This is a genomic window from Paenibacillus melissococcoides, from assembly GCA_944800085.1.
GTDB lineage: Bacteria > Bacillota > Bacilli > Paenibacillales > Paenibacillaceae > Paenibacillus_B > Paenibacillus_B melissococcoides.
This window is the reverse complement of the sequence record CALYLO010000017.1, coordinates 88,689-112,605: the sequence shown is the minus strand read 5'-3', so window position 1 is coordinate 112,605 and position 23,917 is coordinate 88,689. Positions and strand designations below refer to the sequence as shown.

28 protein-coding genes, 2 pseudogenes and 1 riboswitch are annotated in these 23,917 nt (G+C 46.1%); of the genes and pseudogenes, 28 read left to right on the top strand and 2 right to left on the bottom strand.

Annotated features, from left to right (window positions below; translation table 11 throughout):
• The first annotated feature begins 131 nt into the window (after positions 1 to 131).
• The 12 genes and pseudogenes from OCY70_RS33990 (at position 132) to OCY70_RS33935 (ending at position 5,904) form a co-directional block, all read left to right on the top strand.
• On the top strand, positions 132 to 308 hold the full coding sequence (locus tag OCY70_RS33990) for a phage protease (RefSeq protein WP_261948854.1): 177 nt from the start codon (positions 132 to 134) through the stop codon (positions 306 to 308).
• 93 nt (positions 309 to 401) lie between these two features.
• Positions 402 to 554 carry a hypothetical protein gene (locus OCY70_RS33985; RefSeq protein ID WP_261948855.1) on the top strand — a complete coding sequence of 51 codons (153 nt, stop codon included), beginning with the start codon at positions 402 to 404 and terminating at the stop codon, positions 552 to 554.
• Positions 555 to 829: 275 nt separating this feature from the next.
• A pseudogene (locus tag OCY70_RS36640) lies at positions 830 to 910 on the top strand (hypothetical protein); the annotation flags it as partial.
• 5 nt (positions 911 to 915) lie between these two features.
• Positions 916 to 1,761, top strand: coding sequence for a Mu-like prophage major head subunit gpT family protein (locus OCY70_RS33980; RefSeq protein ID WP_261948856.1), 846 nt, complete (start codon positions 916 to 918; stop codon positions 1,759 to 1,761).
• 21 nt (positions 1,762 to 1,782) lie between these two features.
• Positions 1,783 to 2,228: pseudogene (locus OCY70_RS36470) on the top strand (gp436 family protein).
• 42 nt (positions 2,229 to 2,270) lie between these two features.
• The gene (locus tag OCY70_RS33965) at positions 2,271 to 2,732 is read left to right on the top strand and encodes a phage virion morphogenesis protein (protein ID WP_261948844.1); all 462 of its coding nucleotides are present in this window, start codon (positions 2,271 to 2,273) and stop codon (positions 2,730 to 2,732) included.
• Between the two features lie 77 nt (positions 2,733 to 2,809).
• A complete protein-coding gene (locus tag OCY70_RS33960) occupies positions 2,810 to 3,244 on the top strand; it encodes an SON protein (protein WP_249725584.1) in 435 nt (144 codons plus the stop codon).
• Positions 3,228 to 3,446, top strand: coding sequence for a hypothetical protein (locus tag OCY70_RS33955; protein WP_213430845.1), 219 nt, complete (start codon positions 3,228 to 3,230; stop codon positions 3,444 to 3,446). The genes OCY70_RS33960 and OCY70_RS33955 overlap by 17 nt, the downstream gene beginning before the upstream one ends.
• Positions 3,439 to 4,854: a DUF2586 domain-containing protein gene (locus tag OCY70_RS33950; protein ID WP_213430846.1), complete on the top strand. Its 1,416-nt coding sequence runs from the start codon at positions 3,439 to 3,441 to the stop codon at positions 4,852 to 4,854. The genes OCY70_RS33955 and OCY70_RS33950 overlap by 8 nt, the downstream gene beginning before the upstream one ends.
• Before the next feature lie 3 nt (positions 4,855 to 4,857).
• Positions 4,858 to 5,292 carry a hypothetical protein gene (locus OCY70_RS33945; RefSeq protein WP_213430847.1) on the top strand — a complete coding sequence of 145 codons (435 nt, stop codon included), beginning with the start codon at positions 4,858 to 4,860 and terminating at the stop codon, positions 5,290 to 5,292.
• Between the two features lie 46 nt (positions 5,293 to 5,338).
• Positions 5,339 to 5,695 carry a DUF6848 family protein gene (locus tag OCY70_RS33940; RefSeq protein ID WP_213430848.1) on the top strand — a complete coding sequence of 119 codons (357 nt, stop codon included), beginning with the start codon at positions 5,339 to 5,341 and terminating at the stop codon, positions 5,693 to 5,695.
• A 44-nt stretch (positions 5,696 to 5,739) separates the two neighbouring features.
• The gene (locus OCY70_RS33935) at positions 5,740 to 5,904 is read left to right on the top strand and encodes a hypothetical protein (RefSeq protein WP_213430856.1); all 165 of its coding nucleotides are present in this window, start codon (positions 5,740 to 5,742) and stop codon (positions 5,902 to 5,904) included.
• A 12-nt stretch (positions 5,905 to 5,916) separates the two neighbouring features.
• Here the strand turns inward: OCY70_RS33935 and OCY70_RS33930 are convergent, their stop codons facing one another.
• Positions 5,917 to 6,156 (bottom strand): hypothetical protein, encoded by a 240-nt coding sequence (locus tag OCY70_RS33930; RefSeq protein ID WP_213430849.1) that lies wholly within the window; start codon positions 6,154 to 6,156, stop codon positions 5,917 to 5,919.
• A 78-nt stretch (positions 6,157 to 6,234) separates the two neighbouring features.
• Here OCY70_RS33930 and OCY70_RS33925 point away from each other — a divergent pair, with 78 nt between their 5' ends.
• The 14 genes from OCY70_RS33925 (at position 6,235) to OCY70_RS33860 (ending at position 18,760) form a co-directional block, all read left to right on the top strand.
• On the top strand, positions 6,235 to 8,550 hold the full coding sequence (locus OCY70_RS33925; RefSeq protein WP_261948937.1) for a phage tail tape measure protein: 2,316 nt from the start codon (positions 6,235 to 6,237) through the stop codon (positions 8,548 to 8,550).
• 57 nt (positions 8,551 to 8,607) lie between these two features.
• Complete coding sequence (locus OCY70_RS33920) at positions 8,608 to 9,048, top strand: transcriptional regulator (protein WP_261948936.1); 441 nt, start codon at positions 8,608 to 8,610, stop codon at positions 9,046 to 9,048.
• Positions 9,011 to 9,223 carry a hypothetical protein gene (locus OCY70_RS33915; protein ID WP_261948935.1) on the top strand — a complete coding sequence of 71 codons (213 nt, stop codon included), beginning with the start codon at positions 9,011 to 9,013 and terminating at the stop codon, positions 9,221 to 9,223. The genes OCY70_RS33920 and OCY70_RS33915 overlap by 38 nt, the downstream gene beginning before the upstream one ends.
• 11 nt (positions 9,224 to 9,234) lie before the next feature.
• On the top strand, positions 9,235 to 9,990 hold the full coding sequence (locus OCY70_RS33910) for a serine/arginine repetitive matrix protein 2 (protein ID WP_261945408.1): 756 nt from the start codon (positions 9,235 to 9,237) through the stop codon (positions 9,988 to 9,990).
• 13 nt (positions 9,991 to 10,003) lie between these two features.
• Positions 10,004 to 10,294, top strand: a complete 291-nt coding sequence (locus OCY70_RS33905) for a hypothetical protein (RefSeq protein WP_213430852.1) — start codon at positions 10,004 to 10,006, stop codon at positions 10,292 to 10,294.
• Positions 10,294 to 10,707: a DUF2634 domain-containing protein gene (locus tag OCY70_RS33900; RefSeq protein WP_213430853.1), complete on the top strand. Its 414-nt coding sequence runs from the start codon at positions 10,294 to 10,296 to the stop codon at positions 10,705 to 10,707. The genes OCY70_RS33905 and OCY70_RS33900 overlap by 1 nt, the downstream gene beginning before the upstream one ends.
• Positions 10,700 to 11,827 (top strand): baseplate J/gp47 family protein, encoded by a 1,128-nt coding sequence (locus OCY70_RS33895; protein WP_261944656.1) that lies wholly within the window; start codon positions 10,700 to 10,702, stop codon positions 11,825 to 11,827. Before OCY70_RS33900 ends, OCY70_RS33895 begins: the two co-directional genes overlap by 8 nt.
• 4 nt (positions 11,828 to 11,831) lie before the next feature.
• On the top strand, positions 11,832 to 12,518 hold the full coding sequence (locus tag OCY70_RS33890; RefSeq protein ID WP_213431380.1) for a hypothetical protein: 687 nt from the start codon (positions 11,832 to 11,834) through the stop codon (positions 12,516 to 12,518).
• Complete coding sequence (locus OCY70_RS33885; RefSeq protein ID WP_213431381.1) at positions 12,515 to 12,835, top strand: hypothetical protein; 321 nt, start codon at positions 12,515 to 12,517, stop codon at positions 12,833 to 12,835. The genes OCY70_RS33890 and OCY70_RS33885 overlap by 4 nt, the downstream gene beginning before the upstream one ends.
• A complete protein-coding gene (locus OCY70_RS33880) occupies positions 12,825 to 14,117 on the top strand; it encodes a phage tail protein (protein WP_213431382.1) in 1,293 nt (430 codons plus the stop codon). The genes OCY70_RS33885 and OCY70_RS33880 overlap by 11 nt, the downstream gene beginning before the upstream one ends.
• 11 nt (positions 14,118 to 14,128) lie before the next feature.
• A complete protein-coding gene (locus OCY70_RS33875; RefSeq protein ID WP_213431383.1) occupies positions 14,129 to 14,473 on the top strand; it encodes a hypothetical protein in 345 nt (114 codons plus the stop codon).
• Between the two features lie 346 nt (positions 14,474 to 14,819).
• Positions 14,820 to 17,651 (top strand): S-layer homology domain-containing protein, encoded by a 2,832-nt coding sequence (locus OCY70_RS33870; RefSeq protein ID WP_213430907.1) that lies wholly within the window; start codon positions 14,820 to 14,822, stop codon positions 17,649 to 17,651.
• Between the two features lie 103 nt (positions 17,652 to 17,754).
• Positions 17,755 to 18,384, top strand: coding sequence for a nuclease-related domain-containing protein (locus tag OCY70_RS33865; RefSeq protein WP_213430908.1), 630 nt, complete (start codon positions 17,755 to 17,757; stop codon positions 18,382 to 18,384).
• Positions 18,385 to 18,484: 100 nt separating this feature from the next.
• Positions 18,485 to 18,760, top strand: a complete 276-nt coding sequence (locus tag OCY70_RS33860; protein WP_213430909.1) for a hypothetical protein — start codon at positions 18,485 to 18,487, stop codon at positions 18,758 to 18,760.
• A gap of 1,054 nt (positions 18,761 to 19,814) precedes the next feature.
• Positions 19,815 to 19,903, top strand: a riboswitch (cyclic di-GMP riboswitch).
• Positions 19,904 to 20,052: 149 nt separating this feature from the next.
• Here the strand turns inward: OCY70_RS33860 and OCY70_RS33855 are convergent.
• Positions 20,053 to 20,301 carry a hypothetical protein gene (locus tag OCY70_RS33855; RefSeq protein WP_213430910.1) on the bottom strand — a complete coding sequence of 83 codons (249 nt, stop codon included), beginning with the start codon at positions 20,299 to 20,301 and terminating at the stop codon, positions 20,053 to 20,055.
• A gap of 188 nt (positions 20,302 to 20,489) precedes the next feature.
• Here OCY70_RS33855 and OCY70_RS33850 point away from each other — a divergent pair, with 188 nt between their 5' ends.
• Both OCY70_RS33850 and OCY70_RS33845 read left to right on the top strand, forming a co-directional pair.
• Positions 20,490 to 21,254: a LytR/AlgR family response regulator transcription factor gene (locus tag OCY70_RS33850; RefSeq protein ID WP_213430911.1), complete on the top strand. Its 765-nt coding sequence runs from the start codon at positions 20,490 to 20,492 to the stop codon at positions 21,252 to 21,254.
• A 1,148-nt stretch (positions 21,255 to 22,402) separates the two neighbouring features.
• Positions 22,403 to 23,695, top strand: a complete 1,293-nt coding sequence (locus OCY70_RS33845; protein WP_213430912.1) for a helix-turn-helix domain-containing protein — start codon at positions 22,403 to 22,405, stop codon at positions 23,693 to 23,695.
• The last annotated feature ends 222 nt before the right edge of the window (positions 23,696 to 23,917 follow it).

Sequence of the window (23,917 nt, the reverse complement as noted above, 5' to 3'; positions counted from 1 at the left end):
CCGTTGCGATGCGAAAACGGAAGACGTAGCAGCGGCCATTATGGCATTGAAAAATCTTCCGGCTTCGTGCCTGTTTCGAGTTCCATGCTCTGAAGGCGCGACTGGATAAAAAGGATTCGGATGAGCTCGTGATGACGGCCCTGAAGGATGGCAAGATTTCCGCCGCTCAAAAGGCTTGGGCGGAAGAATACGCACTCAAAGACCCGCAAGGCTTTAAAAAGTTGTTGAAAAGGCCCCGCAAGTGGTTCCGGTCGGTGAACTTGAAATCGAGGACGGAAAGGCGCAGTCGAAGGGGATTGATGAGATGAGCCTGAAGGTCTGTAAAATGCTTGACATTCGGATGAAGACCTGGAGAAGTACGGCGGAAAATAAAAGACATAATTGGGAGGAGGAAAGGCCTTATGGCACTGTCACAAGGACGCAATACAACGGAGTTCGCCGACGGAAGAACGCTTGTCATTCCGGTCAAAGGTGGAGTCAAGATTTTTGATGGCTCATTCGTCGCTATCGACGCGAACGGCTTGGCCGTTCCGGGGGCAAAAGCAACCAATTGATCGCAGCCGGCGAGCTGAGGAGTATATAGACAATTCGTTAGGTGCTGACGGGATGCAACCATTCGTGTCCGACGCGGCGTGTTCAAGTGGAACAATGCAGCTACCGGAGCAGTGACAGCTAAGGATATGCTGAAAAGTTGCTATTTCGTTGATGACGAGACCGTCACGGCCACGGCTACAGGCTCCAGTGTGGCTGGTAAGGTCATAGGCATTGACGGCAGCTACGTTGTTGTTGAAACGTTATAAGCTGAACAATTCATAGAGGAGGAAATGGAATGATAGTTAATCAGCAGGCTCTGCGCGGTATCTATACCGCATTCAATATCTTGTATACGAAGGCATTCGAAGAGACGAAAACACAGTGGGAACAAGTAGCCACGAAGGTTCCATCCACGACGGGGGCGAGGAAAATTACAAATGGCTTGGAAAGATGCCACGTATGCGGGAATGGGTCGGTGATCGTGAAATCCAAAACCTGCAAGCATCCGATTATACCATCAAAAACAAAGACTATGAACTGACGGTCGGTGTGGATCGCAATGATATCGAGGATGACACTATTGGTCTGTATAACCCTATTGTACAGGATATGGGCCAAAGCGCAGCAGCTCATCCGGATGAATTGGTATTTGGTTTGCTGCTCAAAGGGTTCAAAGAAAAGTGTTACGATAAACAGCCGTTTTTCTCGGATAAGCACAAAATCGGAGAGAAAGTCTTCAGCAACAAAGGGACTAAAAAGCTCTCCGTCCGCTCATATGCTGCTGCAAGAAGCGCCATGATGTCCCTTGTTGATGATGGTGGCAAGAGTTTGAAGCTTGTGCCTAATCTGCTTGTGGTCTCTCCGGCCAATGAAGAAATGGGACGCAAGATTCTTTATGCAGATCAAATTGATGGAACGACTAATACATTTAAAAGCACGGCGGAGCTGCTTGTCGTGCCAGACTTGGCCGAGAGCCCAGATGCTTGGTTTTTGCTCTGCACGACAAAGCCGCTGAAGCCGCTCATCTACCAGGAGCGCAAGGCGGCTAGGTTTGTCGCCATGGATCGGGATACGGATGAGAATGTCTTCATGCGTAAGCAATTCCTCTATGGCGTAGACGGCCGCTCGAATGCCGGTTATGGATTCTGGCAAATGGCATACGGAAGTACAGGCGAAGAGGACGAAGTAAATCCGGAGCCGCCAAAGGAAGAGCTGTCTCAAGATTGAACGCCATAAGAGGTGAATCGAATGTACTGTACCACGGAAGAAGTCCGAGGGATGATTAAGGATGACGCGCTGAACGCGCTAATCGGAGACCGCTACATCGAGGACGAGGAGCAACGCGAGGAGCTGATCGCCCCCATCATCGAAGAGGCCATTGCCGACGCATCCGGAGAAATCGACGGGTATCTCGTAAAGAGGTATTCCGTCCCCTCTCTCGGGTGCCGAAGGTAATCAACAAGTATGCTAAGGACATCGCGGTATACAACCTGTTCAGCCGCATCGGCATCGACGAGGGCGAGAAGGAAAAGAACTATCTGAATCGATATAACGCGGCTATACGGTTCCTAGAGAACGTGGCAAAAGGGATTATCGATATCGGCGTCAGCGACGGTTCAAGCAAAGCGGCCACGGCCTTTTCCGCACAGAGTAGCCCACGCCTGTTTTCGCGAGCCAGCATGCGGGGGCTGTGAGATATGTATAGTATACGGCTTGAAGGCGATGTCCGGCGGCTCATGAAGCGGCTGCGGAAACTCCAAGAGGTAGACATTCGAAGAACTGGTCTGGTTCTGGCGGAAGCGCTACGAACATCAACCCTGGAACGGTTTAAGGAACAAAAGGGCCCAGACGGCAAGGCCTGGAGTACCTCCATCCGGGCATCACAAGAAAATGGCTCCACCCTGACAGATAGTGCTCGCCTGAAGAATTCCATTAAATCAACGGCAGATGGTTCAGGGTTTGCAGTCGGAACGAATGTAATATATGCCCGAACTCACCAATTTGGGGAAAAGGGCCGCTCTGTAACCATCCGGGCAAAGACGCGCAGAGGTCTGATTTTTAAAATCGACGGCCGCTGGATACGCAAGCGCCAGGTCAAAGTCAATATCAAGATTCCGGCACGTCCATACCTCGGTATATCGGAGGAGGACATGCTCGAAATCAAGGGCACGCTGGAAGATGCCCTAGCGGAGGAATAAGCATGATATCGACATGTAAAGAGTACCTTGTCCAAAAGCTAAAGGCCGCTGGAATCAAAAGCAAGGTATGCACAAGCATGAAAGAGCTTAGAGGGTACAGAGAAAGTCATGTCGGCGCGGTAATCCCGGATCGGGACACATTCTCACGAGCCTACAGCAAGAAGCTCTATCGCGACGAAAACATGGCAAAGCATAAACGGCGTAAAATGTTCGAGCGCGAAACAACATTTGTTGTCGTAATAGGCGAGTACAGCCAGGAGCAGGCTGACGCCATATTCGAAGCCTTCCTGGCATTGCTCGACCCAGGCATTTTGATTGACGGCAACTATACCGCGCTTGAAGTCGAGGAAGCTGACTGGGTAGACAAGGAAGACAGCATTTTGCAAGCAAAAATCGCAGTGCAATTGAAGGTGACTTTCCGAGGCGGCGTCTACAAAGATACGGACTTCGCCAAGGTCAATTACCATGTACGTAGCATCGAGAAGGAGGATGGATATGGCGAGCAAGGATAGTAAGGACGGGGGTTCCCCGGAACTTGTCCCCGTCGAAGAGTTGCGGGAACGGTGCGCTACTCCGGATGCAGTTTATCACGGTGTTGCTGCCGCTGAAAGCTGGAAGCCTGGCAAGCAAGTGACAATGGCTGCCTACAGCAAGGCCGTGGATAGATTCCTGTCCGGCCCCATCAGCGGAAAGAAGGTGATAGAAAATGCTTAGAGATGTAACGACGACCATCACCGACGGCGGACTCGGCATCCGCACGAACCTAGGTGAAGGAGTCCATGTCAAAATCGGTGTAGCTGCCGCACCGTCCGCCTCCCCTGTCGTCATAAGCGGGAATATGAACGACAAGAAAATCAAGGAATTGCTTGGTCATAGCCCGCTGGCCGATGCCGTCATGGACAGTATAGAGAATGGGGCTGGCAAAATCTATTGCTTCCCGGTCTCCCCTGCCGTTCCCGGCACGGTGGGGCAAGTACAGAAGGACGGAAGCGGCACAGGAAGCGCGACGGTCACCGGAAACCCATCCAATGCCGTCAAGGTTACGATGCAAGTGACGGAGAGCGGCGGGCTGAATGAGGCAGCCATTCGGTATGAGGTTGACGGCTTGTTCGAGCAGGAGGTCACTCTCCCCCTCAGTGGCGTACTGGACATACCGGGTACTGGCCTGAAATTTGCATTTTCGGAAGCAGAGCAAGACAAGGCGAAATCCTTCCTGGTCGGCGACACCTATACCGTATCGACGACCGCGCCGCAAATGAGTAATCAGGATGTTTTAGCAGCGATGGACAAGCTGCGGAACGTCAGCTTCTCCTTCGAATTTGTGCATATTGTGGGCGAATCGGCCAAACCACTATGGACGGCGGTCTCGGAGCAGATTGTGAAGCTGCGCGATACGTACAAGAAGCCGCTCTTTGCCATTTGTGAGGCTCCGCAGTGGGAGATGGATGAATCTATTGACGCATTCGTCCAGCGACTTATTGAAGCTCGCAAGGGCCTTTCCAACTATGACCTGCAAATCGTATCCGCCTGGTCAAAATATCGGAAGATGGACGGCCGGACAAAGGTGGTCAACAATGCAGGGATTGTCTGCGGGCTGTATGCTCTGGCGAAGCCACAGCAGTCTATCGGCGAGACGAAGAGCTTCAGCATTCCAGAAACGAAGATGTTGGAGCTGCTGCCAGAAGGTATTGAAGACTATGTCGGCCTGCTGGATGAAGAGAAGTACCTGACATTCCGGAGATATGAAGGGCTGGATGGTTTTTATGTTACGAATGCCAAGATGATGGCCCCGGATGGATCGGATTATCGGTACGCCGAAGATGTGCGCATCAAGAACAAGATCATACGTGAGACTCGTCGGGAAGCTCTCCTCCACCTTCAGAGCGAGGTCGATATGACCGATGTTTCGGGCAGCTTGGAGACGATAGCGAAGTTCATTGAGACGCCGCTCGATGAGATGGTTCGCGCCAAGGAGATTTCTTCAGGCCGGATTATCGTCCCGTCAGACCAGGACATTCTGGTATCGGAACAACTGGATGTCATCATCCGCTATGTGCCGATTGGGCATATTCGGGAGATTCAGATCGACATTGGAATGGAAAATCCGTTCGGGAGGGAATAACCAATGGCAATTATCAATGGAAAGGTATACGACTGGGGAGATATCACCATCTCCATACCGGGCCTCTCCCTGGAAGTGCAAGAAATATCCTACGATGATGAACTGGAAAAGGAAGTCGCTTACGGCAAAGGGCAACGGCCACGAGGATACGGCGAAGGAAATTATAAATCAGAGGGCAAGCTGAGCCTGCTGCGGGATGACTATGACGACATTGTCCAGTACTGCAAGAGTAAAAATCTTGGGCTGTACCGCCTTGTGATCCCGAAAATCGTCGTCAGCTACGCCGACGGCGGCGGGCGGACACGGACGGACGTCCTGAATACGGTCACTTTCACAAAGGCGTCACACAAGAATGCCCAGGGAGACAAGTCACTGAAGGTTGACCTTGACTTTATCATCGTCAATGGCATTGACAGAGACGGAGTCAAGCCTATCTGATTGCATTATTTATCAAAATAGATGACAAAATTCGGAGGTATCTATAATGACCAAAGAAACTGAGATCGCCGTACTCGAACCAACTCCAATCGAAGTATATAAGGCTCGATATGGCAAGGTGTACCGTTTATTAGCAACGATTGAGCAAGACGATTCTTCTAATCTTGAAATCGAATATTATTTCCGTAAGCCGAAGACGGCCAGCTATGACCGCTATGTGAAGACAGCATCTCAAAGTCCGACGAAAGCTCTGCGTGCGTTCGTCATGGACAATGTCGTCGATGAACAGGCCGCACAGTTGGAGGCGCACCTCGAAGAATACCCAGCTTTTGCTTTATCACTTGGGGAGAAGCTTCTCACCATGTTAGGCCTGAGCAAGGACGTAAATTTAAAGCTACTTTAGATAGCTGTCTCCAGGAGGTAAAAACCAATTTTATAGAGTCCGGCATGCTGGAAATCTATCGGTTTTTGCCTCCTGCTGTTCTAAAGGGGAAAGAAGTCGGAGACATGGACATGGATGAGTTTATTCGGGCCTTGGCTCAAGCTAGAGTCATCCAGGAGCTTGAAGAGAACATCCTAGCGAGGGCAATTACAAAAGTCTTCGGGGAGTAAAAAGGCCATCCCCTAAAAGGATGGCTTCTCTCTTCGAATCCAGCTTCGATATAGGATGGTAGCGTGCTTGACGGTCTTTCGAATCCCCTCTTTTTTCTTATCCTGGTGGCGGCCCATTGTTTGCTCGTTCCCGACCCATAGGCAATACGGAATGACATATATGGTGAGCGGTACAAAGATGAGGATGGATATCACTGCACCCGCACAGATGGCGAATACAAGCAGTTTAAACGCAAATGCAATACCAACCATTTGGAGTTCCTCCTCTTCACTATATGTATAAGACAAATATACCACCAATATCAGGAAAATGGAACGGGTGATAATGTTGTGAGTCTGGATTCTATTTTTAGGCTTTCAGTCATCGTAGGAATGATTGACCAGTTATCCGGCCCAATGTCACGTATTAACGCAACAGTGGACGGGTCAGTAAGCAAGATTGATAGATTGAACCAAAGCTTCGGCAGTATGACGAAAACTGGTCTGTTGATGGCCGGAGTCGGGATGCAAATATCGGACTCGGTGCTGAAGCCAGTAGAGGCCACATTCGACACGCGCCGGGCTCTTGGGGAGCTGGCATCTCTGGGAACGGAGAACTTGGGGCTCTTGGAGCAGGCTGCGAGAGACTTTTCCGATCAGTGGGCTGGCACAACAAAATCAGACTTTTTGACGGCAGCGTACTCAATCAAATCCGGGATTGCATCTCTGACGGATGAAGGCGTTGCGGAATATACTCGTTTGGCTGGCCTGACGGGTAAAGCGACTAAGGCCTCCGTTGAAGAGATGACATCGTTGTTTGCTACAGGGTACGGGATCTATAAGGATTACTACAAGGACATGTCGGACATTGAATTTGCTGAAGCTTTCTCGGCGGGCATATCCGATTCCATCCGGATATTCAAGACATCCGGTTCTGGAATGTCTCAAGCGATTCAGACGCTCGGGGCAGCTGCAACATCGGCGAATGTACCGCTCGAAGAACAGCTCGCCATTGTGGGTATGCTACAAGCTACGATGTCCGGGTCTGAGGCGGGAACAAAATATAAAGCGTTCTTCCGCTCAGCAGCGAAGGCGGGTGAAGAGCTTGGATTGAAGTTTACAGATACGAATAACCAACTGCTATCGATGCCTGAGATCCTTTCTCTTCTCCGTGGCAAGTTCGGAGAGACGATGGATGCAGCGGAGAAGATGCAGCTACAAAAAGCATTCGGTACAGATGAAGCCGTAGCCTTGATTGACCTGCTCTATAACAAAACGGGTGAACTACAAGATAACATTTTGCTTCTTTATGACTCTATGGGGCAAGGGGCAGATATCGCTACTAAGATGGCGGGCGCAATAAATGAAACAGAAGGCGAAAAATATACCCGGCTAACTCAGCGAGTTCGTAATCTTACTGAGGAGATCGGGAAACAGCTCCTCCCTACCTATAATCAGATAATTGAACAAGGAGAGAGAGTATTACAGAGTGTCGGAGAATGGATTGCTGAGAATCAGGAGCTTGTCAAAGTTCTCGCCATTGTCCTATTGACCATCGGAGGTCTTTTGACCGGACTGGGCACGCTTATCGGTGTATTTGGTGCTGTAGGCATGGTTATTACCAAGACAAGCGGCATCGTTCGCGGCTTTCGGACAGCGTTAAGAGCAATACCAAGCATGCTCACGACGATCAGGATTATGGCCCTCTATGCCGGGGACGGTATCAGGGCCGGATTCAAAGGTATTGGAACGGTTACGAAGGGAGCCGTGACCGGAATAAAGAATGTGGCAGTTGGTATGGCGCACATGGCACGTCAGGCGATAATGACCGCCGTCAGAGCAATGCCCGGTCTGATTGCTTCGGTATGGTCATTTACGGCTGCACTACTTGCCAACCCGATTACGTGGGTCGTGGTCGGTATTATGGCCTTGATAGCTGCTCTCGTACTGTTATGGCAAAACTGGGATGCCGTCGTGAGTTTCCTTTCGAGCTTATGGGATGGCTTCGTGAACGGCATCGTCGCGGGTTTCGATTGGATTCGCAATTTGTTCAATGGGATGCCGGGTTGGCTTCAGGTCGCAATCGCTGCATTTTTCCCATTCATCGGAATTCCGATGCTGATCATCAATAATTGGAGCAGCATTAAGAGCTTTTTCTCGAATCTCTGGAGCGGCATTACGGATGTATTCCAAAAAAGTGTTCAGTGGTGTAAAGACTTCATTACTGGCACATTGAGCTGGTTCCGAGAGTCCGGTTCTAAAGTCATTACGACTTTCACGGACGGGATCAAGAGCGTCATTAACGCACCAGTCAATATGGTGAAATCAGGACTAGCAAAGGTCAGGGAGCTTCTTCCCTTCTCCGATGCACATGAAGGCCCGCTATCCGAGCTGACGTTATCAGGCCGTCGAGTATTCGAGACGATTGGCACAGGGATGGAACAGAGCGAAAACGTTCCGGCAGAAATGACGGAGCGTGCCTTTGCCAAAATGGATCTTTCGCGTGATGACGTGAAGAAAATCAACCTACGCGAGACGATCATGAACCGTTTCCGAGAGCAATACCACCACAAAGGAAACCGACAGAGGCATGAACATCGAAAGATTGGAGTTGTCGGTCGACCTAAGCAGCCTGAAGGACTTGCCTGCCCTGTTCAAACTGCTTGAAGAAATCCGAGACTATACCAACAGCAACGGCATGACCCCATCAACGGGAGGTAGAGCATGATCTATGTCGATGAAAGTACAGTAAAGGTCGGCAAGGTTGTCCTCCCTGGCCTGTTCAAGAGCCTTGAAATTAAAGAGGATGCTCGCGTGGAGGAACAGGAAATCGAGGGCAAGGCGGCGCGGCCGAAGCAGGCCACGGGATATGAGGACGCCAAGGTAACGCTTGAGCTTATTTTGGAGGATGGCCCGAAGCTCACGAAACTGCAAAAACTGGCTGTCATTCAGAAGCTATTCCGGAAGCCGGGTCAAGCAAGGCCAGTCATGCACACCATTGTAAACGAGCACACCGCTGCCCGTGGTATCTCGAAGGTTATCTTTAAAAATCTGGTGACCAAAGAACAGAGCAAGAATTCCGCGATGACCGTCAGCATTGAGTTCTGGCAATACGGGACAGTTAAAATTGTGGCAAGCAAGAAATCCAGCAAGAAAAAAGAATGAAAAGAGCAGCAGCGCATCGAGCGGTTCGGGTTCGGGAATCAATCTGAATGCCAATTATCAAAACTACCTGGATACAGGTTCCCGGGGAACCGCACCTAAATTAAGCAAGACAGCCGCGACGGATATCCCGCCGCCTGTCTCGACGAATCAAAAGCTCGCTGCTCTGCCGTTCTAGGAGGACGAATGATGGATCTGGAGATGGAGCTCTTCTATCCCGAGATACGTGTCACCATTGAGGAATATGAACTCCAAGAAGGAATAGAAATCGAAGTGTATTCTTCGGCTGACTCATACTTTGATTGGGCAAAGGTCAGATTTACGGAGCAATTCCAGGATAAGCTTTCGATTAGTCGGAAGGCTCCGGCCAGTATCGAGCTCGGCTATGATGGAGAGTTCCATGACGTATTCGAGGGGTATGTGGTCAGTCCATATTCTTCTGCCAACCAAAATGAAATCATCCTGAAGGATGGAATGATACTGCTGGAAGAGACGATAGTATCGAACACCTTTTTGGATGTGACTCCCCAGGAGATGCTGAACTACTTGCTCGGCAAAGCAGGGATATCAAATTCGGTGCTCTCTCCCAAGATGTTCCCGAAGAAAGCCCGGCTTCCTATTCTTCAGAAGACTGCACTTGCAGTCATTGAGGATATCCGTTCCATTTGGAAAGCACAGATGCCCTTTTTCTTCTCGGGTAATGTCTTCTACTGGGGAGAGCAGCCGGAACAGCCTCTCATATACGAGTTTGTCTATGCCGAGAATATCATCTCACTGGAGCGTTCAGGCGGTGCATGGGAACTCGAAACCGTGTCCGTCCCTTTTGTTAGGCATTCGCATGTTATTCGGGTACAACATCCGAAGGTATCGGGCGAGTTCGCTGTCAAAAAGGTTGTATTTTCCACATCGGCAACGGGATTTATCCGAACTCGAATTTACTTTTAAGGAGGGCGGTATCTTGTTAGAGGACATGATTCAAGCGGTCATTGATAAGCGGATCAAAGAGCAATATCCTCATGTGCAGCTCGCCGCCGGAATGCTCGCCGAAGTGACCAGGGTTAGCGAGGGGACGGATATCCACGAATATAACCTGAAGATGCTAAACGAAGCTCGCACGGTTGATGAGCGGTTTCCGGAGATCCCGAATGTCAAGTCTGACAAGAAATTCGATCTAGGTGATATTGTGGCCGTGCTTCTTCTCTACGGACAAGTGGATGCCCATATCATTGGCAAGGCGGCGGTGGAGTAATGGCAGGCCTTCACGATTCAGACATCCGTCTGGATGCCAACTGGCAGCCAGCGGCAGCCGCAAACGGCGAGGCCTTGCTCGTCACTGACTATGATTGTTTATTCCAAGATATCCGATTGGAAGCGTTGACCCAGGAAGGCGAGCTTTTCTATGACGAGTCCTGGGGGTGGTCATTGCTGGAGTTTATCCAGTCGCAGGATGATGAGCTCACGAGGCTGGAAATCGAGCAACGCGTGAAGGAAAAGCTGGAGCGCCGGATCGAGATTGACGCGGACACAATTCAGGTCATTACAGCGTTCAGGGGGGATGCCATTACCGTTCATGCTTCCTTCAGGTTTCGAGGCGACGAACGCTTGTATGAGCTTGATGTCGACCTGGACAGAGTGAAAGTTGAGGTGGTACTCGTTGATTGATGATAAGGTGTTGGATCAACTGCTCCCCATCCCCGACCGGGAAGAGACAAAAAACAAGCTGCGGGAAGAGCTTGAACAAGAAGGCTTCGTCATAACGAATCTATTCACGGGCGGCGTATTCTATACGCTGATGATGATTGCCATTCAAGTACGGATTGACTTGGTTCTTCTTTTGCGAAAGGTGTTGAACAACCAGTTTGTTGCGCATGCCGAATCCGGTTGGTTGGAGCTGAAAGCAGCGGACTTCTCCAAGCGGAGAAAACAGCCCGTAAAAACACGGGGATTCGTGACGTTGAAGCGCAAGGCGGCAGGAAAAGCAGTCAAGATTGCCAAAGGAGACGTTTTCCGGACGGAACCGGATATGCTCGGCGAGGAACTCCGGTTCATCGCCCTGGAAAATAGCACAATGCCAGCGGATGCCCTATCCCATCGTGTGGCAGTAGAGGCCGAAAAGGCAGGATCAACATACAACGTTCCGCCCGGTCAAATCCGGCGGTCATTGACCCACATCGAGAGCATAGACGAGATTACAAATGATGTAGATTGGATTACCCGTGAAGGCAGCGACCTCGAAGATATAGAGAGCCTACGGGCACGAACATTGAATTCCTGGGCGGAGCTCTCCACGTTGCCGATAGCTGCCAAGTACAAAAACGTATGCGAAGCTATCCCCGGCGTGCTATATGTACGCGTCGATGACCTTCACCCTCGCGGCCAGGGCACGATTGACATCATTGTCACGGGAACGGCGGGCACACCATCAGAAGGCCTCCTTCAAAAAGTCCGAGAGGAGGCCGAGAAGATAAAAGGCCCGGACGACAACCTCCTGGTTAAGGCATCGGATACGGTGACACAGGACATTGATATAACCATTTGGATAGCATCGGATGCATCCGATGCAGGCATAGAAGAGCGCGCCAAGGCCATTCTGACAGAGCTCCTCCGAATCAAAAAAGGTCGCAGCCTGAATGAATTGAATCATTCAGACATCATTTTCGCGATTCGGAAGGAACTCGACGTCAGGAACGTAAAGGTCAATAATCCGCCGCAAGACGTTGTCTTGGACAACTCCAAGGTGATTGTTCTCGGTGAGGTCACCGTTAGGCTGATGAGGGGGTAACTACATGTTTCAAAAATTCAGTGATTACATGTTTTATCTCCTATATGGCCCATTAAAAAAAATTGCCAAGAAGGATAATCAGTTCTATATCTTTCTCAAGGTAATTGGCAAATTGTTTGACCAGACGAAGGAAGACATCTTCCGCGTCCGCGAGGAATCGATGATCATCTCTGCAAGCGAGACGATGCTACTCGAACACGGTCGGGATCGGGACATGCCACGATTAAAGGGCGAAGACGTTGAGGCGTATCGTTTACGGTTGATGATGAAGAACCTTATAGCGGAACAAGCCGGAACCAAGGAAGGCATACTTACCGCGCTTCGGGCGCTTGGATATGAGCATTCATATATCGAGCCCTATTATATCCATGACCCGGAGCGTTGGGCCGAATTTATTGTCTACCTGGGCAGCTCGGCACCGAGCGGAATTAATGACATCGCCGTCATTGATGCAGAAGTGATGAAGGTAAAGCCAGCTCGTTCAAAGCCTAGTTACGGCATCGAAGAAGGGGCCGGATCGACTGTAGTGATACAATCTACCTTCAGCTTCGGCTCTGTAGGGCTGCCGCTCTGTAATACCATCAAATGCGGGACGTGGCCGACAGGGGTTGGTTACTTGATCCATACTCCTCCCTGCAACACAATCAAATGTGGCACATGGCCACCTGCTAACGAGGTGACGACGTCGTGAAGACTTTTACAGAAATCGGACTTCAAAAGCAATTACAAAGATTCGCCGATTCTCTCTCTCATGCAGCATATCAAAACTCAGGCGAGACGAAACGGATTGACTTCATGAAGCTTACTGCCGAGGGAGATACAGTTCGAGTGTACATCTATTTCGATGACAGTGTCGCGGGTCAAATTGGAAACGTTGAATTGATAGACCATGACGGCGATATTGTTGCCCGGGCTGAAAGAGAATTCATCAAGCCAGCGAGTAAGGGCTTGTATGTAGCATTCAAATATAGATTGATTGAAATGGAGGTCGAGGGGCTTGGCATATAACCGCACCGAATGGCGTGACCATATCGTTGCACCGACTGGCGAAGTCATCCAGGAAGGCACGCCGATATCAGCCCGAAACCTAAATAACATTGAGGAAGGGATATACCAGCTCAGCCAGCGGATTGATGATGTGAAGGTTCCGGCTGCTTCCCTGACCCAGGCGGGCATCACCCAGCTATCAAATGCAACGGACAGCACCGACGAGACGAAGGCAGCCACGCCGAAGGCCGTAAACGAGGCGATGCAAGCAGCTGTCAATGCACAAGGAGCCATCGAAGCTCATACTGAGGATCAAGTCCGGCATATTACGGCTGCCGAGCGGACGGCTTGGAATGCAAAGGAAACGACTGAAGGGGCACAGGCAAAAGCAAACCAAGCTGAATCGAACGCCAAAAGCGCAAGTCTGCCGCGCTCGGGTGGCACTATCACGGGCGGGCTCACTGTTAACGGTGCACTGACCGTCCAATCGCGCAATATCATAACGGAGCTCGATTCGGTAAAGCAATCTGTCGTTGATGGGAAAGGGAAAGTCGCGGGGGTCATCAACGACAAAGGTGGCGGGCCAGTCTCCGCGAATAGTACGTTTGACCAATTGGCTGCTGCAATTAGTGGTATTCCACAAGCGAAGGGCAACCTCGCCCTAACAAGCACGTTCTTTGACATGCTGGGAAACTATGTTGGGAAAGGCATGTTTATCAACAAGGATAATAATTTTGTACTAGTCAAAGAAACAACATCAGGTTCCCCGGTAAAATACCAATCGGAGCTACATGAGGTGTCGCCAAACGGAACTGTTGTGAGGGCAGTACATCTGGGCGCTCCACGGGAGTTTGCGGCGAGTAGTTTGGTGGTAGGCGATAATGTTGTACTTATCGTGTTGAGTGGCTCTTCAAAAACATATGAACTGTATGACCATGCGGGAAAACTCATATCAAAAAACAATGTGGATTCTTCTGCTCCCGACTACGAAGTAATCGCAGTCACTCGTGACGGCTCTAACACGTTCATTGTTGATAGAGGTTATAGAGATAGAGACCCTGTAAGAATTTTAAACCATGCAGCAGTACCTTATTTCACAATGCCTTCCGGAAGTGTCAGCGCCGAGGAAGCTGTTTTTTTAAGCAAGACAAAACTGTATGTAGCACGACAAAGTTATTCGCCGATAGCTCGCAAGCATACTATTATTACGAGAAACAACCTGTCCTTTAGTTACGAAATGACAGACAAAAGCACATCAGACTCAGGCGTTATTCAATTTCTTGGAGCACACGCATATCGATAAGGAGGATTAACATGATTGGATTAAAATTAACAAATGTTATAGGGCCGAGAGGCGGTAACTATGATTACAAGGGTTTGGACACGAACAAGTTTGTCCCGGGCACACTGGTATATCCTTCAGAATCATATGACTTTTATGTCATAACAGAGCAGTCAAGGGAAGAAATCCCGGAACACGAGGACATCCATCTTATTACGGAAGAAGAGTACGAGGCAGCTTATGAAGCAGAACGCAATAGACCACGTGAGCCCGGCCCGATTGAAAAGCTACAGGCGGAGAACGAAGAGCTTCGGAGGCAGCTTGACGCGTTGCAGTTGGCTGTGATGGGTATGATGGACGAAGGGGGTAATGCATAATGAAGAGCCTATTTTTCGCATTTCTTATGGACTGCTGGCGAAAAGGTTTTGCTGATGAAGATAAGCTTCAGTCGTATGTTCCTAAGTACATTTCGGCTGAAGAATGTCAAGAAATCATTGAGACGAAAGGGTGAGAACCTCACTTCTATAACGGCGCAATTTTGCCAAATATCTTGATAAACATTGCCAAAAAAAATGCGCCGCTACACCAGGCAAGGATGGCAACGTTGGAGGATATTTAAATAAAGACTTCTTGGGAATGTTCGAAGATTCTCAGAAGGCACTTATAAAGACGCACTCTTGGAAGCTCTATTATCATAGAGACAACTCTGTACAAGGGAATATCTTGGCAAAAGTAGGGTTACCAACAAGCCAAGAAGTCCAAGAACCTCCTTTCTTATTTAAGAGTAATAAATATTTTCTCATGAATCAGGAAACTAGAGGAACAAGTATATATTGGAACCAAAGTGAAAAAAGAGTTTGGACTGCTAGTTCATTTGATTCACAAGACGTTTACCCCGTTATCAGAGTAGTGGATAATGCATTAGCTAGCAGCGGGAACGGAGATATGAACAGTCCTTACGTTATTGATGGGAGAGGTGAGGCAGTTCCATCTCCCGGTAACTTTAAAGCAACAAATGTTACAAGTGATTCCGCTACACTGTCATGGGATAGCGTTCCTGGGGCAGATGGATACGATTTGAAGCGGGGGAATAAAATTATTTATTCCGGACCTGAAACAAGTAACCGGGATGTTGGACTAAGTCAAGATACAAGTTATACGTATTCTGTAGTTGCTAAGAGAGCAGGGGTAACAGGTTCAGCAGCTATTGCATCGGTACGAACTTTAAAAGAACTAGTAAATCCTCCAACTAATTTCCGAGTAGATAATATTACTGATACCAGTATCACTTTGAAATGGGAAGGAAATGGATCCGATTTACAGGTTCTAAAACGTGATGGAAAGATTATCTTTAGCGATAATGGAACTGTACTCAAGGATGAAGGACTCTCACCTAATACTAGTTATTATTATGAGTTGGTGGCCAAGAAAAATGGAGCAGAGAGTTCATCGGTTTCTGTAAATGCTACAACAGCAGAAGAAAATGTAGAAGCACCTACAGGTTGGACGGTAACCTCTGCAACATACAACTCCATAGATATGTTTTGGAATGCGGTTCCTAAAGCAGATGGTTATGTTTTAACTCGTGGAGGCGATGTAGTTTATCAAGGGAAAGCGACAGCTTTTTCCAATGTGGGGTTAGAGCCCGATAAAGAGTACTCCTTTACCTTGAAGGCAGTCAAAGGTTCTGTGTCTAGTGAAGAGATTTTCACCGTAGCCAGAACCACTAGTACAGATGACCTTCGTCCAATAATTCCTGATGCAGGGAGTGTTGGTTTTAATGTAGTTGATGTTGGAAAGGACTACATTTCGGTTAGATGGTTGGGAGTCAACGGTGCAACAGGTTATAAGATCAAAGTAGGAAATGATGAAAAGTATGATGGTAACGAGTTAATGGTCAAGCTAGAAGGTTTGTCAGAAGACACGGAGTACACTCTTTCGCTTCTTGCTTATAATGAGTATGGGAACAGTAATGCCGCTATCATAACACAGAAGACTTTGGGGTCTGAACCTTCTTCGGTTGAAGGGTTAATTGTAAACCGTATATACCACGATGGTGCTTCGATGCAATGGAAGGTAACTCCTGGAGCTAAAGAATACACCCTTATTCGAGATAATGAATATATTGTCTATACAGGACCCTTAACTACCTATAAAGACGTAACCTTGTCTCCGGAAACAACTTATGCTTATAAAGTGGTAGCTTCTAATGAATGGGGAAAATCAGAATCGGATTCTGTAACAGTAACGACAACTAAGGAAACACCTAGCATTGTAATAACACCTACACCTGAGAAACCTAAAGAGGGGACAGTAACCTTCTCTTTCAAGGTAATTGATGGAGCAAACGTCTATTATGTGGAACGTAATCCACAATGGACCTACGAGATAAATGACGACGGTAGTTATCACCTAAGTTACTTCAATACGGCAACCGGAGAAAAGAGAGATCTTGGTAATGTGAGAGCAACAGATGGGAAACTGGTTTTAGAGGAAGAAGGGGTATCACCTTCTAAAGACCTCCACTACGATATTACTGCCGTTAAGAAAAATGCAGATGGCTCTGAGACAGTGGTTGGTGGTGGGGAGGTTGATGTAACTATGCCAGACGACGGATCAGGTATTACGGTACCAGATAAGGGTGTAGATCCTGATAACGGCGGGGACAACAGTAATAGCGGTAACACAGGTGGAGGAAATAATAGTGGTGCAGATAAAGGAAGCACCGGAGGAAATAACGGCTCTAATAATAGCAATAGTGGAAACAATTCTGATACAGACAACAACGGCAGCCAAGGTGAAAACAATGGCGACAATAGTTCCAGCAATAAAGAAAAAGAAGGAGTTTCGGACAATAATGGTGCAGACAAGGGGGACGTTGATCTCGAAGGTAAGTATGCTGAAAATGATGGATTCTTGAAGGTACCTGACAATAATGACTTGTCTTGGATTAAGGATCTGGCATCTACATGTGATAATAAAGGGATAGGTGTAACTCTGAATGACCTCGATAAGCACTGGGCCAAAAATGAGATATTGGCTATGGTGTCACGAGGTGTAATAAAAGGGTTTGAGGACGGAACATTCAAGCCGGATCAAAGTATCACTAGAGCTGAATTTACTTCGATATTTATGCGGACGCTGTGCTTGGGGAAAGTAAAGGCAGATAACAAATATAGTGATGTTAACAGTTCAGCTTGGTATTATAATGACGTGGTAACAGCTACTGAATTAGGTTTGGTCGAAGGAATAGGACAAGGAAAGTTTGATCCTAATCGAAACATAACGAGACAAGAAATGTCTGCGGTAGTGTCGAGATTTTTAGCTAAGGCTAAGTTATACCCTATACCTTCAGAAACAGATGTGATTCCTATTCTTGATAATTTCCTTGACGGTAAAAATGTTTCTGATTGGGCTAAAACTAATGTTGTTCATGCAATAAAAGCAGGGCTGGTCAAAGGAAATGGAAATAAAATTCAGCCTAAAAAGAGTGCAACCCGTGGTGAAGTAACTGCCCTGTTTAGTAGGATGCTTACTAATCTTTTATCTAAGTAGAATTAATTAGATTCTTTCGGGCGGGAAATAGTTTTCTCTCGTCCGAAAGAATATTAATATATTAATTATATAATATATTAATTTATTGAAAAGAGGCTATGTTTTGAACCTATCCATTCTATTAATTGCTTTTGTATGCAGTATATTTGGCTTTCTCTTACTTTTACTTTTCAAAAAGAGCAGAACACGGCAATTACATAGTGGAAGATACCGGGGAGAAAGACTTTCCAAGACTCATTTAATCAAGGCCGATGACGAAAAAATATATGAGAATATATGTGTATCCCATGAAGAGCTGACAGTGAAGATTGAACGTATCATCGTAAGGACAAACGGGATTTTTCTCATCATTAGAAAGAATCGTTCCGGATGTATCGCCGGTACTGAACAAGATGATTTCTGGATTCAAACCAAAACGAACCCTACTACAGGGGAAGTTACCCAAAAATATTTACGTAATCCGCTTATTCAAACAAAGTTACATATTTTCGTTTTATCCCAAAAACTAAGCGAATTGGATTGCAATACGTGGATCCAAGGGATTGTCGTATTTACAAATCCACGTGTATTATTAGAGACAAATACTGAAGAAATTCCCGTACTATACCCAGAACAACTTGATTCATTTATTCAAACCTATCGTCCAAGTAGAGAAATATCAAATAACATGATTACGAAAATAAATGCCTTTCTAGGAGCCATTGAACCAAATGCGGAAAAATGTTTGCAGTAAAGGTATCTATTGTTGAACAATACTAAAACATAATAAAAAAAGATGGCTCCCGCTATTAAGTCTCTAGAAGATGATTCCTAAAGCTAAAGGTGGGTTCGAGATGAAACGAGAGTGTGACTTATGCGGAAAACCTGCGACTCATACGTTTCCATATGATGATCCCTGTGCAGCAGATTTTTGTGTGGATTGTGAGAAGACGGTGAATGGCGCAGTTTTGATTGAAGATGAAGATGAGAAATTAAGCCGTTCCCGTAGGGGGAGGATTGGAGATCCCCCTTTAAGGGTAAATGAGTGGATATCAATTCCGGATCGTATTGTCATCCCCGAACTGAAACTCTCCCTTTGTCAGATACCCAACAACAAGCAAGATATTTAATCAAACATTATTATCTAAATAGTAAGGTAATTCAATAAACGGCGGGCTAACCCGCCGTTTTATTGCTTATCTGAAGTTACATTTTATCTCGGATTGGCCAGACAGTGTTGCCGTTGTTGTACGAAGAAAATAAAGTAGACTGTACGTATTTTTCGCGTAACCGGGTGCTACGAAAGCAACGCGGCGAGCTGCAGGCGGTTGCGTCGCATAGGGGAAAATCTCTTCTCCAATTATTTCATGTCTTGAAAATAGTTAATCAATTTCTCGTATACGTTTTTGTCAGTTACATATTGACATAAGAAATCCTGCTTAGTTGTATCCATATTCCACCCCCGTCTTATTGAAAATAATTGTAACGCGAATAATATGGGGGTTATAGACGTCAGATAAGTCGTGATGTTTCGCTTATAAATAAATAATTTCTGAAATCTAAAGCTTTTTTTCGCAGTTTCAGAATATTATTATGAACAAGTATTCAGGGTCTCTTCCAAAATCAGCATGCAGCCGAACTAAGCATGCGGTGTTTTCATGTCAACGGCAGGATGCCTGCGTCGGGCCCGTGCGGAACGTACGGGCCGGCTTATCCAGAATTCACTAAGCTGTAGGATCACACGCAGTTGGACCCTATAAGCGGCGTTTTCGTATCGAGGGCGCGCCTACTGGTGCAGCAGAACGTTTGGACGACACGAGTATGGTCACGCCGGATATCGATGTCTCGCTTACAAGGTGCAATTGAATGACGGCACATGTCGTGTGCGCTCCAAAGGAGCGTTTGAGCGACAAGTGGCCCATCCGACTCTGTGGGAGCGTCTCTCACGAATGAAGTGGATGTTGTTAGCTTTTAGTCTATGATTGTTATATACCAATACCTCGTGCTTGTATACTTTTCTATCAAGAGTGTACTAAGTATAGTACAGGTCGTATTGTTGTGCTATAATGTGGCGATATAACTGATAAACCGTATATGCTAAATGAATATCGACTTGATATTCAACATTCCTTATTGGGATGAACAAATATCGAGCGCAAAGTAAAATAATTCTGGGTCTGCAATATACTGAAAAGGCAAACTTTCTGAAAAGTAAGGACGCAAAGCTAAGGGTCTAAAGCTCCGTACGGAGTCATGATAGCCTGGTTACCAAAAATCGACGATAAATAGAGTTTTGGTAATAGGCTGCTCCCTACTGAAGGGGGGAGGCTATTTTTTTCTGGGCATAAATGAGGACATAATAAAACCCGCTCCCTATAGAGATTGGCGGCCGGGAGCGGGACACTTTACTTCTATGTGCGCACTAAACAGCTGCTTGGAAGTTCTTCCCCTCGTTTGTGGTAGGTGTTGCTTCTACTTGCAAAGTAACAATTTTGGAGGAGAACGTTTCAACATTAGAGTTCTCCATTTCTATGGCAATAAGGTCCTTCGCGCATGCAAGTACTTCATCTTCCGTATCTCCAACTGTACTTAACCGAAGTTCTGGAATATAGGCGCTGAAATTACGATTGCCATAGTCTGCTTCTAACACAATAATAAAATCCCTTAACATTATGATCCTCCTTGATGAGTAACAGGTAATGATTATCATGGTTTTTTTGTACTATTTATAGTACGAGTATACATTGTTTATAGGACTATCGAATCATTATTTCATAAATGGTCATTTTTCGAACATATCTGGTGAAAAATTTGTCGAAATTAATCGATTGAAATAAGTGACTTGGGGGCGGTTGCCAAATGTATAGGGCACTGACGGTTATCATCGCTGAAGATAAGCCGCTTGAACGACAAAATCTAGAGGATTACACCAATCAACTGGGTTGGAAGGTTGTTAGTTCAGTAGGCTCAGGGGAGTGGCTACTTGATGATTGTATAAAATATGAACCAGACATTGTTTTTCTAGACGTAGATCTAAATGGAACTGACGGTATCGCTGCTTATAAAAGTATTTTAGATCACGGACTCAAGCCATATTTAATCATGGTTTCTGATTTATTCGATTCAGATTTGATTTTGGCCGGCTTAGATATGAATTGCGTTGATTTTTTGACGAGACCGATTTCGTATGAAAGATTCATGGAAGCTGCTGAAAAAGCTACGGTACTTGTAGAAAAGGATCTTTTTTTCTCTAGATCTGTACCTGGAAATATTATTAAAATTAAATCGAACTATCGAACCTTCTTCATGAATGAAAATAATTTTATTTATGCTCATAAAGTAAAAGGAGAGCATAAAGCAATTGTATATGCTGAAGGTATAAAAGAATCTGGTGTAGAGACAACAACATCACTAACTGATATTCAAAGCCAGTGTTCAGATTTTATTTTTGCACCAAATCGATCGAATTTAATTAATGTAAATTACATAAAATCCGTTTTCGCAAGTGATAAGTTTTCAGGTACCTACATAATAAAGCTAGGATATAAAGATATAGAAATTGACTTGACACGACGGAAACGTAAAGAATTTGAACAGCTTTTTTTCACAAGTAACGAGTTCTAAATAAATGAGAAATTTACTCGTAGGACTTATATATATTTATCGGCAACAATCTTCCACGATTTAATCCATTGGGAGGAACAATAAAGAAATCAAGAATATACGTGATAGAAGAGCAACTTGGTTGGAAAAAGGACAACATGGCTCCAATATAAGCTATGTCTTTTTAGGGTCACACTGCCAGCGTTCCTGGCAAATCATTGGTATGGGCTCGAACGGCCAGTACTAAAAATCCATTGTTCCTGGAGCTCATGACTGGAGAGCCGGTTGTGGAGCAATGGTTTTTAGTTTCTACCCGGTCCTTGAGATTAGGCGATGTACTATCTCCGTATCGTTACTAAGTTGTCGCATTGGATAGGGAATACTTCTCCCCGAGGATCATATAGCACCTTACCGAAGATTTTCACTTTTATCTGTGTTTTATAGTATAAAAAAAAGAAACTAGAAATATAATAATACAGTTGTATATGGTAAAAAAACCGCTGTTTCATGACCCTGTATTAGAAGCAGGGTCCTTTTTCTTTAACAAATGAAGAGGCTTCTGGTAGAGTACCGCATTAGACTGAATTTTTCCCTTGACCTATTAAAAGCCTACGAAGGAACACGCTCAGGTGACCCATGTTATGATCTGTGACGAATATCAGCTGAATGCTCACGAATGAAGAGTTTGCTAGGTTAGTGGAATAACCCATGCACGGATGAAAAAAGGAATGTCTCGTGGTGACGGTTTCCGGGTGCATGCTAGGAAAATTGATGGGCAATAGAGAGTTTTATGCACGCGAACCTAACGAGGTGTCTGCGGGGGCAGATATGTGAAGAACATCCACGAACTCTACGCCGATGCGTAGTGACGAAGGTGGGCGACATTATGGAAGCAGCGAGCCACGGTCATATCGCCCGGGGAAACGGAATCTGAGAAGGTGTACGCAGCGTAGGGAGTGCTGGCACAGGTGCCTAATCGGATGGCTAGCGACATGTCACGGCCGCCTGCGCCGAACGGATTGCGGCTGAAGTCTGTTTGAGTGTTCGTCTTTTTTAGATGTTTACATTTGCACAAAATGGATAATTCGTTAAGAATTGTTTGCATTTCGTATATAACATGGTAATATATAGGTGGTCAATTATTGAAATAGGGAGAAGGTGCGTATAGGGTGGCACAAGTATTGTCCATTGGGGAATTAATACAACGCTACAGACAGAATAGGGGCATGACTTTATCGCAATTAGCTGAATTGACAGGTTTTCATAAAGGTACGATATCAAAAATCGAAAACGGGGACATTAAAAGGCCAGAATATATGACCATCCGTCCGCTTGCAGACACATTACAGATACCGTTAGAGACTTTGGTCGAACTACACATAACCGTTGACAAAAGGGCAGATACCCTCCTCTTCGTATTGGAGGACGTGATTCAGCATTCGGGTACTGCTGATCTGGTGAAAAAAGTAGGTAGGAAATTTTTAGAATCGACTAGTGACGATAGTCATGCCTTGGTTGAACGGCTCTATGCCTTCACGGACAGCGTGGAAAATAAGGAGATTAAATTAGCCTTGTATCAACTCATCGTTGACTATTCTCGCGACCATGGCATCATGCCTTTTTTGGCTAAGGGGTTATTTCAGGTATATCTTATTGAACGAGACGACTTTTCCCGGCTCCGGGACGTTTACGAAAGTGGTAAACATATCGTTCAATTCGTTGATTTTTTAACCAGCGAAGAGAGAAGCACTTTGTATTACAAATTAGGTATCCATGCGTTCAATTTATTTGTATATAGACAAAGCATTAATCTCTGTTTAAATGTTCTTCAAGAAGCAGGTATAGAGGATTTGTATTACGTAAACGCACTCGGCATATTGTGTAATTCTTATTTCTACCTTGAAGACTACGAGAGGTCTGAATATTTTTTATCGCTTTATATGCAATACGATTACCCAGACATAAAAGTAAATGCAGTGCTTATGTCAGCATTAATAAGCGCTAAAAAGGGAAACTCAGATTTAGCTATTACACAGCTTAGAACATTTCTGGAAACGTGCAGTCAGGATGCAGCACTTCATGCTATTAATCAGCTAATGCCCTTATATTTGCAAAAAAACCAATTAGATGAGGCCAGACAGTTGATTGACTACCCTATATGCACGGAATCCATCAGCACGAATAATCCTAACACCATTTCACAGTTAGCTGAATATTATTATCATCGAGCTGCATATTTTGTTTCCGTGGGCGAACTAGATAAGGGAGTATCCGAATACCTGGAAGGCGCGTTTCATTTCTCAAGAGTGAACGATACGGTTCAGGAAAAAGAATGCACCAACCAAATCGTGTGTATCCACCTGCAACAAAACGTTACCATGTCAATGTCCACACTGGAAAAACTGAAGACGTATTATGAACGCAGTGCAGCTAAAGAAAATAAATTGGAGGGATTGGTGTGAAGCGTTTCATAGCAAAACTATACAGTGGTCTCGTTTTCTCGGCAATCGTTGTGGTAACTACGAGCGCAGCGGCAATGGGAAATAGTGGCGGCATTTTTCCATGGTAAGAGTACCAATTCGGTACTCTTTTTTATTTGTTATTTTTGTTCCCTACGTTTCCTGTAATACTATTTAATGGGATTTGGTGCGACTTATATTATACTGATTGTAGAGAGTGGGTGC